At 42.1% G+C, this 13,261-nt stretch carries 14 protein-coding genes; 8 read left to right on the forward strand and 6 right to left on the reverse strand.

Annotation, left to right across the window (positions count from 1 at the left end; translation table 11 throughout):
• Positions 1 to 10 precede the first annotated feature (10 nt).
• A complete protein-coding gene (locus tag ACF8FD_RS07790) occupies positions 11 to 391 on the forward strand; it encodes a VOC family protein (protein WP_004980894.1) in 381 nt (126 codons plus the stop codon).
• A 245-nt stretch (positions 392 to 636) separates the two neighbouring features.
• Here ACF8FD_RS07790 and ACF8FD_RS07795 read toward each other — a convergent pair whose 3' ends face one another.
• Positions 637 to 1,578, reverse strand: coding sequence for a M20/M25/M40 family metallo-hydrolase (locus ACF8FD_RS07795; RefSeq protein ID WP_392453316.1), 942 nt, complete (start codon positions 1,576 to 1,578; stop codon positions 637 to 639).
• A 146-nt stretch (positions 1,579 to 1,724) separates the two neighbouring features.
• Here ACF8FD_RS07795 and rlmH point away from each other — a divergent pair, with 146 nt between their 5' ends.
• The 3 genes from rlmH (at position 1,725) to ACF8FD_RS07810 (ending at position 4,016) form a co-directional block, all read left to right on the forward strand.
• Positions 1,725 to 2,207 (forward strand): 23S rRNA (pseudouridine(1915)-N(3))-methyltransferase RlmH, encoded by a 483-nt coding sequence (gene rlmH, locus ACF8FD_RS07800; RefSeq protein ID WP_004980899.1) that lies wholly within the window; start codon positions 1,725 to 1,727, stop codon positions 2,205 to 2,207.
• A 108-nt stretch (positions 2,208 to 2,315) separates the two neighbouring features.
• Complete coding sequence (locus ACF8FD_RS07805) at positions 2,316 to 3,092, forward strand: dioxygenase (protein WP_234303850.1); 777 nt, start codon at positions 2,316 to 2,318, stop codon at positions 3,090 to 3,092.
• Between the two features lie 141 nt (positions 3,093 to 3,233).
• Positions 3,234 to 4,016 carry an META and DUF4377 domain-containing protein gene (locus ACF8FD_RS07810; RefSeq protein WP_234303851.1) on the forward strand — a complete coding sequence of 261 codons (783 nt, stop codon included), beginning with the start codon at positions 3,234 to 3,236 and terminating at the stop codon, positions 4,014 to 4,016.
• Between the two features lie 76 nt (positions 4,017 to 4,092).
• Here the strand turns inward: ACF8FD_RS07810 and gdhA are convergent, their stop codons facing one another.
• The gene (gdhA, locus tag ACF8FD_RS07815) at positions 4,093 to 5,436 is read right to left on the reverse strand and encodes an NADP-specific glutamate dehydrogenase (RefSeq protein ID WP_004980905.1); all 1,344 of its coding nucleotides are present in this window, start codon (positions 5,434 to 5,436) and stop codon (positions 4,093 to 4,095) included.
• A 347-nt stretch (positions 5,437 to 5,783) separates the two neighbouring features.
• Between gdhA and ACF8FD_RS07820 the strand changes: the two genes are divergently transcribed.
• The gene (locus tag ACF8FD_RS07820; protein ID WP_078389899.1) at positions 5,784 to 6,578 is read left to right on the forward strand and encodes an RnfABCDGE type electron transport complex subunit B; all 795 of its coding nucleotides are present in this window, start codon (positions 5,784 to 5,786) and stop codon (positions 6,576 to 6,578) included.
• A 2-nt stretch (positions 6,579 to 6,580) separates the two neighbouring features.
• Positions 6,581 to 7,291: an endonuclease III gene (gene nth / locus ACF8FD_RS07825; protein ID WP_234303852.1), complete on the forward strand. Its 711-nt coding sequence runs from the start codon at positions 6,581 to 6,583 to the stop codon at positions 7,289 to 7,291.
• Positions 7,292 to 7,301: 10 nt separating this feature from the next.
• Here nth and ACF8FD_RS07830 read toward each other — a convergent pair whose 3' ends face one another.
• The 4 genes from ACF8FD_RS07830 to ACF8FD_RS07845 all read right to left on the reverse strand — a co-directional run bounded on the left by ACF8FD_RS07830 (position 7,302) and on the right by ACF8FD_RS07845 (position 10,217).
• Positions 7,302 to 7,487: a hypothetical protein gene (locus ACF8FD_RS07830; RefSeq protein ID WP_279688797.1), complete on the reverse strand. Its 186-nt coding sequence runs from the start codon at positions 7,485 to 7,487 to the stop codon at positions 7,302 to 7,304.
• 94 nt (positions 7,488 to 7,581) lie between these two features.
• Positions 7,582 to 8,241, reverse strand: coding sequence for an adenylate kinase (adk, locus tag ACF8FD_RS07835; RefSeq protein ID WP_004980915.1), 660 nt, complete (start codon positions 8,239 to 8,241; stop codon positions 7,582 to 7,584).
• Between the two features lie 77 nt (positions 8,242 to 8,318).
• Complete coding sequence (locus ACF8FD_RS07840; RefSeq protein WP_004694304.1) at positions 8,319 to 9,635, reverse strand: hypothetical protein; 1,317 nt, start codon at positions 9,633 to 9,635, stop codon at positions 8,319 to 8,321.
• A gap of 63 nt (positions 9,636 to 9,698) precedes the next feature.
• Positions 9,699 to 10,217, reverse strand: a complete 519-nt coding sequence (locus tag ACF8FD_RS07845) for a hypothetical protein (protein ID WP_004980918.1) — start codon at positions 10,215 to 10,217, stop codon at positions 9,699 to 9,701.
• Positions 10,218 to 10,458: 241 nt separating this feature from the next.
• On the opposite strand from ACF8FD_RS07845, the gene mrdA reads away from it, so the two are divergent.
• Both mrdA and rsmD read left to right on the forward strand, forming a co-directional pair.
• Positions 10,459 to 12,507, forward strand: coding sequence for a penicillin-binding protein 2 (mrdA, locus tag ACF8FD_RS07850; protein WP_234303853.1), 2,049 nt, complete (start codon positions 10,459 to 10,461; stop codon positions 12,505 to 12,507).
• 2 nt (positions 12,508 to 12,509) lie between these two features.
• A complete protein-coding gene (rsmD, locus tag ACF8FD_RS07855) occupies positions 12,510 to 13,076 on the forward strand; it encodes a 16S rRNA (guanine(966)-N(2))-methyltransferase RsmD (protein WP_234303854.1) in 567 nt (188 codons plus the stop codon).
• Positions 13,077 to 13,261 lie beyond the last annotated feature (185 nt).

Here is a 13,261-nt window from a genome sequence, read left to right on the forward strand (position 1 = left end):
GACAACTAAAATGAAAAACCCGATTGGCTGGTTTGAGATTTATGTGGATGACTTATCTCGTGCCAAACAATTTTATGAATCTGTTTTTAACATTCAATTAACTGAATTAACTCCACCAGCGGATGATAATTCACTGCAAATGTGGGCTTTCCCCTCAGACATGCAAGCCTATGGTGCTTCAGGTGCCCTGGTGAAAATGCCTGGCCTATCTGCAGGAGGAAACAGTACCTTAATCTATTTTTCATGTGATGATTGTGCGAATGAAGCGAGCCGGCTTGTTGAGTCTGGCGGAAAAATTCATGAAGCAAAAACGGCTATTGGTGAATATGGTTTTATTGTGCTGGCCTTTGATAGCGAAGGAAATATGATTGGCCTACATTCCATGACGTGAAATAGATGAAGTCCCAAATTTTCACTTAGGTTGTTTGAATTTTTGTATTAAACCTTTTCCTCTATCATCAATCAGACTTGAAAAATCGATAAAAAGCCCGATATAAATAATAAGAACAGATACGCGCTGTATGTTTCTTTTTATTGATGATTTGAAATTGCATGGTCATCTGATTCTCCAGACGGATGACCTTTTATCGCAGTTCTCACTTCTTGGGAACTGCGTTTTTTATTACTCAAAATATCTTAAGGTTTCAATAAATGCTGTACCAACCCGTCGATCACATTCGCCATTTTAGTCAAATTCAATGTCGCTAAGCGATCTGCTTTGGTATGGTAGTGACCATTTCGATAAAATGCGGTATCGGTAATCATGACTGCGGGAATATCAAACTCCCAATAATTCAAATGATCTGAAAAATCAAAAGTATTGGCAAAGCTCGGAGCAACCAAACGCTGACATTCTAACTGATCAATTTGCTGCATCGCTGCACAATAGCCTGCGCCTAAGTCACGTGAGCTCACGTTACTCACTGTCGCAATAAAATTACCATGGGTTGGATAAATCCACTTTAAGCCCACAGGATAGCTTTGGATGGGTTGTTCGCTAAAGAACCCGATCATTTCTAAAATATACACCCCTTTAATCTTCTCTTTGTGAGCTTGGACTGACTTCGCGTGGACATAACTCCCCATTTGCTGAGTTTTAGAAAATGGAGGCTCTTCCAGACTATAAAAAACGAACTCTACATTATTAGGTAGTTTAGACTTTTGCTCCGCCAAAATACGCGCCGTTTCAATTACCCCCGCAACGCCAGAGGCATTGTCATCTGCACCATCTTGATCGCCAAAGACGTCATAATGTGCCCCAACAATCACGCGGTCTGCCCGTCCGACGTTTAAGCTACACACTACATTTCGGTAAATTTGCTGATTGGCCGTAAAGTTTTGATAGTGACACGGAACGCCCAATAAGCGCATTTGTTCTTTGATCCATGCAGAGACACGGTTCAGTTCCTCAAGGTTTTTATAGTTACGTGCTTTGCCCTGACCAATCACTTGCTCCAAATAAACTTGTAGGTTTTGTTCATCAGCCATTTTGACGTTGCTTGCAAATACTTGCCCTGTGAAAGTACCTAGTACAACAATCAACAAAAAAGCCTGTTTTTTTAAAGTTTTGAGCCACATTGTTATTATTCCAAGTATTTCTTATTCCTCTCATCTGTTGAATTAAGCAACATTAGTTCAGTGAATTCAATTGCATTTTGTTTCGTCTCACTGCAAAGCCTTGCTTTCACCGTTATAATGAATCGTCTCCTTATACATGACCCATTATGAAAATCCGTATTCTGACCATTGGTCAAAAAATGCCTGCATGGGTACTGACTGGTTTTGAAGATTATTTCAAACGTATTCAACCTTTTGTGCAAACGCAGATTATTGAACTGCCAATGGCAAAACGCGGTAAAAATGATTCAGAAGCAGATATTTTAAAATACCGTCAAATTGAAGGTGATAGCATTTTAAATGCAATGAAAGGCAACGAAGTGCTGATTGCTTTGGAAGTCGGTGGTCGTGAGTTTAGCACCGAAAAACTGGCAGAAACCATGAAAGGGTGGATGCTTGAGGGCAATGATATTGTGCTTGCTATTGGTGGGCCTGACGGTCACTCTGAAGCAGTACGCAAAGCAGCTGCTTGGCATTGGTCTTTATCCAAACTGACCTTACCACACCCGATGGTTCGCGTGATGCTGATTGAACAACTCTACCGTGCGATGAGTATTAATCATAATCATCCTTATCATCGTGCAGGTTAAGCTCAAGTATTGTTCTTTTTTTGGAACAATACGTTGATATTTCCCCCATTACACAGATGATAAGAATCTGACAAAATTCTTTTCATCTTCTCCTATTAGGCTTTCACAATGAACTTACAAACGCTACCCGGCTTATTCATTTCTCATGGCTCACCCATGCTTGCGTTGAATCCAGAGCAAGTTGGGCCTGCGTTGCATCGTTTGGGTCTAAACTTACCGACACCACAAGCAATTGTGATTATGTCTGCTCACTGGGAAAGTAACTCACTTGAAGTAAGTACTGCAGTCCGTCCAGAGACATGGCATGACTTTCGAGGCTTTCCTGCTGAGCTTTATGACATTCGCTACCCAGCACCCGGTCAGCCTGTTTTAGCCGAAGAAATTCTACATTTACTGGCAGAAGCGGGTTTTTCAGCTCATGCAAACAGTACCCGTCCGCGTGATCATGGCGTTTGGATGCCTTTACTCCATATGTATCCAGATGCAGACATCCCTGTGGTGGAAATTTCACTCCCGATGAATCTGTCGGCAGAGGAGATTTATAAAATTGGACAAACCCTTGCGCCACTACGCGAGCAGCAGGTCTTGCTCATTGGCTCAGGGAGTATTACCCATAACTTAGCCGAGTTGTCTTGGCATGGTCAGTCACAAGCGGTACCTGAGTGGACATCGACGTTTCGTAATCATGTCGTCGCGAAACTTAGCCATCAGGACTTTGACGCCATTTTAGACTGGGAATCGATTCCTTTTGTCCGTCGTAACCACCCAACGTTAGAACACTTTGCCCCAATATTTTTTGCAATGGGTACAGGTCATCGTTTTAATATTGTGCATAGTAGCTTTACCATGGGTGCACTGGGCATGGACATTTACCGTTTTGATTAATGTATAAATTTTACTTATATATTAACAAAAAAATATTTATGGATACATTTTAAAACCCAAAAGAACCGAATGTATCCATTCTTTTAAAAACAACATCGGACATCATGTATCTTGTTATTTTAAATCAAGAACTTGTAACCCATGAAATTAAAATATTTAGCGATTGCCCTTTTCCCTCTCGCACTGGCTGCTTGCCAATCATCTGATATTCAAAAAGTAGGAGATTTGGCTGTGTCTGTACTACAACAACAAAATGCAGATCAAACACTCGCAAACTACCATTGGAGTGCGAACACCTTGGATGCGCCTAAACCTTTGGTTTTAAACTTTGACAAACAAGCAGGTCGTTTAGGCATTGCAACCAGTTGTAACGGTATGGGTACCAGTTGGAAAGTTGAGAATAATCAAATCGTCACGGGTAACCTGATGGCGACTCAAATGGCATGTGAACCAAAAGCCATGGCTCAAGAAGGCGTTGCAGCAGATTTATTTGACAACCGTAAGGCACCGTTTGTTTTAAACCTAAATGATCCTGATGCACCAACACTGACCGTGGTATCGGCAAAGGGTGAAAAAATTGTATTCACGGGTAAGCAAACTGCTGAATCGAAATATCAAAGCCAAGGTGAAACTGTTTTCTTAGAAATTTCACCTGAAACTAAAACATGTTCTGCAGGTGTTGCCCGTATGGAATGCCTACAAGTTCGTGAAGTTAAATATGCTGAAAATGGCGTAAAAACACAGGTCGATAAAGACTGGACGTTATTCTATAACCATATCGATGGCTTCACTCATAACCCTAAAGAGCGTCAAATCGTGCGTGTTAAACGTTTTGAAATTGCCAACCCTGCGGCTGACCAATCAAAATATGCTTATGTTCAAGACATGATTATTGAACGTGAAGCAGTAAAAGGTTCATTGTAATCGTTCAATGACCTAGAAAAAAACCGAGGCCTCAAGCCTCGGTTTTTTATTGGGATTTTTCTAAGTGTATATAAACTTAGAATACGCCTTGAGCAAGCATTGCATCTGCAACTTTTACAAAGCCTGCAATGTTGGCACCATTTACATAGTTCACAGTACCATCTGCTTGTGTACCGTATTTCACACAGTTACGGTGAATTTCTTTCATGATCGCATGTAAGCGCTCATCGACTTCTTCAAAAGTCCAACCCAAACGTAAAGCATTTTGTGACATTTCTAGGCCAGAGGTCGCAACACCACCCGCGTTGGATGCTTTACCTGGTGCGTATAAAATTTTCGCTTCAACGAATTTTTCGACTGCATCTAAGGTAGAAGGCATGTTTGCCCCTTCAGCGACACAAATCACTCCATTTGCAAGGAGTACTTCAGCATCCGCCTGATCTAACTCATTTTGAGTTGCACATGGCAATGCGATATCACATGGAATAGACCATGGACGCTGCCCTTCTAAGTATTCAAAACCATGCTTAGACGCAAACTCAGAAATACGACCGCGCTTCACATTTTTCAGTTCCATCACTTCAGCAAGTAAAGCATCGGTAAAGCCTGCTTTTACATATACCGTACCCGCAGAGTCAGACAATGAAACGACTTTTGCACCTAGATACATTGCTTTTTCAGCAGCGTACTGCGCTACGTTACCCGAACCAGAAATCGTGACTGTTTTGCCTTGGAAGCAGTCGCCACGGGTTTTCAGCATTTCTTCAGCAAAATACACTGTGCCGTAGCCGGTTGCTTCAGGACGTGCCAAAGAACCACCAAAGGTCAAACCTTTACCCGTAAACACAGATGAAGTGTCATTGCTCAGCTTCTTCATCATGCCAGCCATATAGCCCACTTCACGGCCACCCACACCAATATCACCCGCAGGGATATCCGTATTTGAACCTAGGTGACGGTACAGCTCAATCATTAGCGCTTGGCAGAAACGCATAATTTCGCCTTCAGACTTCCCCTTAGGATCGAAGTCTGAACCGCCTTTACCACCACCCATTGGTAGTGTCGTTAACGCATTTTTAAAGGTTTGCTCAAAGCCTAAAAATTTTAGGATCGATAAATTCACCGATGGGTGAAAACGCATACCGCCTTTAAATGGACCAATTGCCGAGTTGTATTGAACACGGAAAGCACGGTTTACATGGGTTTGACCTTGATCATCCACCCATGATACACGGAATTGAATCGCACGCTCTGGCTCAACCAAACGCTCGAGCAAACCGTGATCTGCATAACGAGGATTTTTTTCAATGAACGGCCAAAGGCTAGTCATGACTTCCTCTACCGCTTGTAGAAACTCGGGTTGATGTTCATCACGTGTTTTCACGTAATCTAAAAACTCATTAAGGCTGTTATATTTCAACGCTTAATCCTCAGTAGAAAATGGATCAAAATTGGTCAAATTTTATAAACAATGTTAAATTTTGGCGCAAACAATTAAATATCTTTTACCAACAATTCACAACACATTTCTGTCAAAAAACATATTTATCATTTATATAACAATTATTTATATAAAATATACCTAGAATTTTTTATAAAAAAAACACCAATGAAAACACAGGTTTAAAATCTTTTTTTGCTCAAAAATGATGCAATCAATGAACCATTTTAGAACACAGGATTAATCAAAAAAAACATGGTAAAATTCAGTGATCTACCTATTTCTTCTAATATCTCTGCAAATTCATCTGCAGGATTGGTTTACGCATGAATTCGCACATTTCCCTGATCCAAAATATCGATGCTCTCCTTCCCCAAACCCAATGTGGACTCTGCGGACATCGTGATGGATGTCTGCCTTATGCCCAAGCCATCAGCGAAGGTGAAGCAGCCAATAAATGTGTACCCGGCGGGCAGCCTGTAGCCGACGCATTGGCTCAGTTGCTAAACCGACCAGCATTAATTGCAGAGGAAAGTGTTTGGCCTATTCAAGCCGATGGCCGCCCACAGAGAATGAAAGCAATCATTCGTGAAGATGAATGCATTGGTTGTACCAAATGTATTAGTGCCTGTCCTGTAGACGCCATTGTTGGCTCGGGTAAACTCATGCACAGTATTTTGACTGACCTGTGTACAGGCTGTGAACTGTGTATTCCGCCTTGTCCTGTTGACTGTATTGACCTTATTCCAGATGTAAGCGGTATACCGACGGAAATCTTGCGCAAAGCTGAGCAAGATGATTTAAGACAACGCTATTACGCGCACATTCAGCGTGAAGAAAAACAGCGTCTACACCGTAAAGGTCCAGTAGTTCGTGCAGAAATTGATACGGCGTTATTTGCCCAGTTTTCAGCACAGAACGATGCTGTACCTGATATTCAAATCCTCGACAAAGAGCCAGAAATGGCAGCAAAGCTCGATGCAAAAGCCACCATTGAGCTGGCGAAATTACGTGTACAAATCAAAAAACTAGAAAAGCAGCTCAGCGTGCGTGAAGATACGAAAAAACGTCTGTTATTAGATGACTTAACCCAACAGCTTCATCAGTTACAGGGAGCTTAAGCATGCTCACTACAAGCGGAAAACCCGTAAAAAGCATGACCAAAAAGCAAATCCAAATCTTTTTTGAACGTTTACGCGCGCAACGTCCAAATCCCAAAACTGAATTGAATTATTCGAGTCCTTTTGAGCTGTTGGTGGCTGTGACCTTGTCTGCTCAGGCGACGGATGTGAGTGTCAACAAAGCTACAGATAAACTCTTTCCAGTCGCCAATACACCTGAAACGATTTATGCCTTAGGGGTCGATGGTTTAAAAACCTACATTAAAACCATAGGCTTATATAATGCAAAGGCTGAGAATATCATTAAAGCCTGTAAGATACTGATTGAAAAACATAACAGCATCGTGCCAAACAACCGTGCCGATTTAGAAGCTTTGCCCGGTGTAGGACGAAAAACCGCCAATGTGGTCTTAAATACTGCTTTTGGACAACCCACCATGGCGGTCGATACGCATATTTTTCGTTTAGGCAATCGTACAGGGTTAGCGGTCGGCAAAAATGTGCTTGAAGTCGAACACCGTTTGGTAAAAGTCATTCCGAAAGAATTTATTGTCGACTCGCATCATTGGCTGATTTTACATGGTCGATACTGCTGTATCGCACGCAAACCGAAATGTCATGAATGCATCGTTTCAGATGTGTGTAACTGGCCAGATCGTTTTGAATTTGGTGCAGCACGTATTGCCACAACGACGATAGAAGCTGAACACTAAAGTTCAGTTTTTATTGTTGATTTGATTTATCTTTGAAATCTTGCTGCAACTTCGGATGTAACTGACGTTCTGGCTGCTTCTTCGACATTTTTTCTTGTTTACTGACATCGCGTAGCATTTTTACGCTGATATAAAACAAACCCACCAAGACCGCCGCAGCAACAATAATTAAAACAATGATTCCAACTTGTGCCACACGCGACTCCATTTTTAGAGGATCAAGAAAAAGAGCCCTAATATGACTTAGAGCTCTTTCAATGTCAAAACATTGCCATGTTTAAAACATGCAATTATTTGTCTTGATCAAGAATCGCAAATAAATCTGCTTGTACTTCGTCAATTGGACGTAAGCCATTCAACTTGTCATAAGTTGGTGCATTTTCACCAGACGCTGCGCGACCTTGGTAGAAACCAACCAACTGCTCAGTTTCAGTGTGGTATGAACCTAAACGTTTACGAATTGTTGCTTCTTGGTCATCTGGACGTTGTACCAGCTCTTCACCAGTTTCGTCGTCCTTACCTTCCACTTTAGGTGGGTTGTAAACGATGTGATAAACACGGCCCGATGCAGGGTGCTGACGGCGACCAGAAAGACGTTGTACGATTTCTTCGTCAGGAACATCAATTTCAATCACGTGATCAATGTTGATGCCTTCATTTTCAAGCGCTTCAGCTTGAGGAATGGTACGTGGGAAACCATCAAAGATACAGCCATTTACACAGTCAGGTTGCGCAATACGTTCTTTCACTAAACCAATGATCAGTTCATCAGATACAAGACCACCGTTGTCCATCACGCTTTTAGCCTGTAGACCGAGTTCAGTTCCTTCACGAATTGCAGCACGGAGCATATCACCGGTTGAAATTTGTGGGACATTGTAGCGCTTACAGATCAACTGAGCTTGTGTACCTTTACCTGCTCCAGGTGGTCCGAGTAAGATAATGCGCATAAAAAAACATCCTCATTTAAACAATGTATTTGACACTTTGTACATATCGAAAAATTCGACATATTTTTAGCATCTAATTATAAGAAAGCTACAAACAAATGTATTGTACCCGCAATGAAGCCCGTTACCCCACCCAATAAAATCAAAATCCATTCGTCTTCCTGAAATGCAGGACGTAATAAGTTTTGAAATTCTTTCGGCGTTAGCTCCCGAATACGGTCTCTAAACATTTGATAGATTTTCTGTGCACGGCTCGCATTGAACGCTGGGTCGCATACAGGCACCATCGTAATTTCAATTGAACGATCAATCAAGTCCGTCTTGAGTTTTGCGTATTCACGTGGCCCCAAAGACAGCTGTAAAGATGTTCTCACCAATGGTGTTTCCATGATTTCATTAATATGACGTTTGACAATACGACGGGTCTTGTCTTTTTTATTGCCATACATCATTTCAGTCATGATGGATTTTAACGTAATCAGGTCTTCTGTGACTACACTTGCAAACACATCAGATACTTCTTCTTGACGCTTCATGAAAGCGCCTTGCACATTATAAGTCCCAATGCGCGGAATCACAGGCTTAATCCATGGAAACTTACGATCTTTTGTTAATTCAGTCAGTTGCAGATATCGAACATAGTGTGGCTCAATTGGATTAAACACCATCCAAATCGCAATCCAGTTGGTTAAGAAGCCCCATACTGCCGCCCAAAATGGCACGGTCCAATGCCATGGCACCACAAACCAAACAATCATTTGGAAGATACCAAAGAACATCCCAATGAGTGCACTAATATGCCAAATAAAGTTGATTTCTTTCTGACCCACTTTCAAGAACATACGCACCATCAGTCTGCGGTCACCTTCCATTTGGCTAACCACCATATCGCGCATATCCACAAGTGACTCGACGTTCATGGTCAGTTCGGTCACTAATTCTCTGAGCACAGCCGGAAGCTGTTTGTGTGCCTGCGCATAAATTCGACGCTTAATCGAATATGGTAAGTTTTCCCAAAGTACAGCATTACGGTCAATCATGACTTCATCAATCAGGTGCTCAAGTTCAAAACCAACTTGCTCACCAATGATTCGCGCCATATCCTCAGGATCCATTGCATCTAAAAATTCACGCAAAGAACCAAGCTTAGATAAGGTGTTATCGGTAATGATGCCTGAAATACGCCCCGCTTTTCTGGGCACAATGCCCTGCCAACCCACAGGCAAAGGTCCAATATGAAAACCCCAAAATGTAATCGGGTAAAAGACCATTTTCAGGGCCATCCAAACGTGCGCCCAAGTCACAAAAGCAGTCACAGGAATAATGCTGAGTACAGCCCAAAAATCGGGTCGATTCAAAAAGGTTTGCCACAACTGATTGACGTACTCAAGCATGCATAACTTCCATATTTAATTTTATTAACTGAATTATATAGCGTTTTAAAAAAGATATTGTGTCTATAAACCGAAACTTAGAGTATAGGAAAATTGTAGTCTCGGTTCAGTTTCTGCAACCACATAGCCCGATTTGGCTTCAAGTTTTTCCCCTGCACCAATCCCTACACTGAAAGTGCTGATTCGTTCAGGACTAAGTAACACATAAGCAAGATCTACACCACCACCAAGGCGAGATTCGTACTCGCCATCTACTTTCTTGCTGTCAATATGCCCTGCGTAAACACCGAGATAATAGCCATTTTTATCTTTACCAGTAAAATGAACTGGAAATCTAAACCCCAACTGACCACCGACAGGGTAATCATCATTGATAAATACCCCAGCTTTTGCGTATGCAATGCCATAAGGATTCACCCATTCCAAATTGGTGTGCAGTAATTTCTGCGTTACACCAGCCCCTACATTCCACGTTTGAGCACTGCCAGCAGGAATTTTTGCATCTGGCAAAAAGGAATTATCTTGAGCGTAGGCTACGTTTGCACAGGCAACAAGTGCCAACACTGGATAAATTCTTGTCATTATTGTCACCATTATCCGTAATGTTATTTTAGTAATTGGTCCCTTTTTACAGGATTTTGACTGTAGCAGAATTTATAAAACACTTATATACAGCAATTTATATTTTTGATGTCTATAAAGTCAAAATTTAGGCAAAAATGAAAAGCAGAAGCAGCGATAACAAATATCAAAACAGTGTGACATGCGTTAGAATAGCGCGCAGGTATTTTCCTCTTTATCCATGTGTTTAAGTCGATTTGGTATGAAACAGCACTTTCCTTTAAAAAATGTCCAACAAGAAAAGCGCATTTTTCGAAATCGTACCTTTATTTCCATGGGTATTGTGGTCTTTTTCTTGCTGATTTTAGTCACTCGCTATGCCTATTTGCAGCTGGTTCAATTTGACGAGTTTTCAACTGCATCCGATCAAAACCGTATCCGCCTACAACCTTTAGCCCCTGCGCGTGGTTATATTTATGACCGCAATGGCGTGCTGTTGGCGGACAACTATCCAGTCTTTACCGCGACGATGAGTCGAGCGGATGTGACGGATATTGATGCCACAATTGAACGTTTAACGCCAATCTTAGAACTCACACCAGATGATATTGAGCGCTTTAACAGTCGTATTAAAGCCTCACGTAAAACTGAACGCGTTTCCATTAAACTTAATCTCAATGAAAATGATATCGCTCGCTTTAGCGAAGTTAAGTATCAATTCCCTGGGGTTAATATCGAAACCCAGATGACGCGCTACTATCCACATGGTGAGCTATTTGCCCATGTGATTGGTTATGTAGGTCGAATTAACGATAAAGAATTAAAAAGTATCAATAAAGATTTGTATGCGGGCACTAACCTGATTGGTAAAATTGGGGTAGAAAACTCCTATGAAGATTTGCTGCATGGTGTACCAGGAAATGAGTCGATCGAAGCCGATGCGCACGGTAACGTGTTGCGCCATTTAGGTCGCAAAGAACCCGTTCGTGGTAATGACTTATATCTTTCACTCGATTATGGCTTGCAGACGGTTGCCTCAGAGCAGCTTGCAGGTCGTCGTGGTGCAATCGTGGCGATGGATCCACGTACAGGTGAAATTCTGGCCTTGGTCTCAAGTCCAAGTTTTAACCCTAACCTGTTTGTCACGGGGATTAGTCATACCGACTATAGCGGTTTACGCGATAACCTCGATCAACCGCTATATAACCGTGCTGTACAAGGCGCTTACCCACCCGGCTCAACCATTAAACCGATGTTTGGTTTAGGTGGTATTCATTATGGCTTAATTGATTGGGGTACTGCTATTTCCGATCATGGCTATTTTACCCTTCCGGGCGATTCGCATAAATTCCGTGACTGGAAAAAGTCAGGACATGGTGTAGTCAATTTACATAAAGCTCAAGTTGTTTCTTGCGATACCTTTTATTACATTCTGTCTTTCCGCATGGGCATTGAAAAAATGAACACATGGATGCGTCAGTTTGGTTTTGGTGAGAAAACGGGTGTTGATTTACCGAGTGAAAGCAAAGGTCTGTATCCAAACCCTGAATGGAAAATGCGTACTCGCGATGCCAAATGGCTTAAAGGTGAAACCATTTCTGTCAGTATTGGACAAGGTGCTTTTACCGCAACCCCCCTACAATTAGCCATGGCAACTGCCATTACTGCGAATCATGGTTCGCATGTAATTCCACATGTTTTACAAACCAGTAAAGGCGCAAAACCACATAAAAACCTCAATGCACCTGATGGTCGAATTCAGTTCAATGGTACAGATGAAGACTGGATAAAAATGCGTGATGCTATGGTCGATGTCATCGAAACGGGTACAGGACGTGGTATTCGTACACCAATGTATAAAATTGCAGGTAAAACTGGTACGGCACAAGTCAAAAGTATTGCCCAAGGCAAACGCTATAACGAAGCACTTTTAACAGAACGTCAGCTCGACCACGGTTTATTTGTTGGCTTTGCACCTGCGGAAAACCCTGAAATTGCGATTGCAGTGGTGTGGGAAAATGGTCGTCATGGTGGTTCTGCGGCACAGCTGGCTCGTCCGATCTTAGATTACTGGTTGCTCACTCGTCATAAAAATCCAATTCGTCCTCAAAACCATCAAATTAGCGGTGGTCTAATGACAGCGGGGATTAAACCGGGTGAATTACCAAGTGGTAGCACTCCACCAGCAACCACAACTGGGACAAGAAGTACAGCTACACCAACCAGTACTTCCAATGCAGCACCCGCATCAACGCCAGCAAATATCAGCCGTTCAGCTACACCACCTTCTGCACCTGTGGAGTCAGACTAATTATGAAAAACCAACTCCGCATCATTGGAGGGGACTGGAAACGTCGTCAACTGCCTTTTGCCAGTATTGAAGGTTTACGTCCTACGCCTGATCGCGTACGTGAGACTTTGTTTAATTGGCTCATGTGGGATGTGCAAAATAGCAATGTTTTGGATATTTGTGCAGGTTCGGGTGCGTTGGCATTTGAAGCCTTATCACGTGGTGCATCAAAGGTAGTGATGATTGAACCTGACCGCAGTCAAGCACAGTTTTTAACACAAAACTTGGAACTCCTTAAAGTACCTAAGTCTCGTGCCCAGTTAAAAGTATCGACTGCACAGCAAACATTACCCACTTTAAAAGAACAGTTTGATTTGGTCTTTTTAGACCCGCCGTATAGCCTAGAGCTATGGGAAGAACTGGCCCTCTTGGCGGATCCGATGATTCAAAATAATGGCTATATTTATGTGGAAGCCGATCGAGATTTAAATCTATTAAAACTCCCAACGTCGTGGGTGCAAATAAAGAGCACCAAAGCTGGGACTGTTCGCGCAGGCTTATATCAAAAGAAAGTGGCGGTTTGTCCATAATCTAGACACTTTTATGCCCTTTTGATTTACGCCATCACGAAAGAAAGTGGTCTTAGCGAATATTAGTGTGGTTCTGAGCTACGCTATGTATGAAGATCAATATACATATTCAAAATCAAGCTAAGGTTTCAGTCATTTTACATGTCTAAAACTATGTAGACCGATCAAAAAACCGTACACTCGCT

The organism is Acinetobacter sp. TYF_19 (assembly GCF_043105125.1).
Lineage (GTDB): Bacteria > Pseudomonadota > Gammaproteobacteria > Pseudomonadales > Moraxellaceae > Acinetobacter > Acinetobacter johnsonii.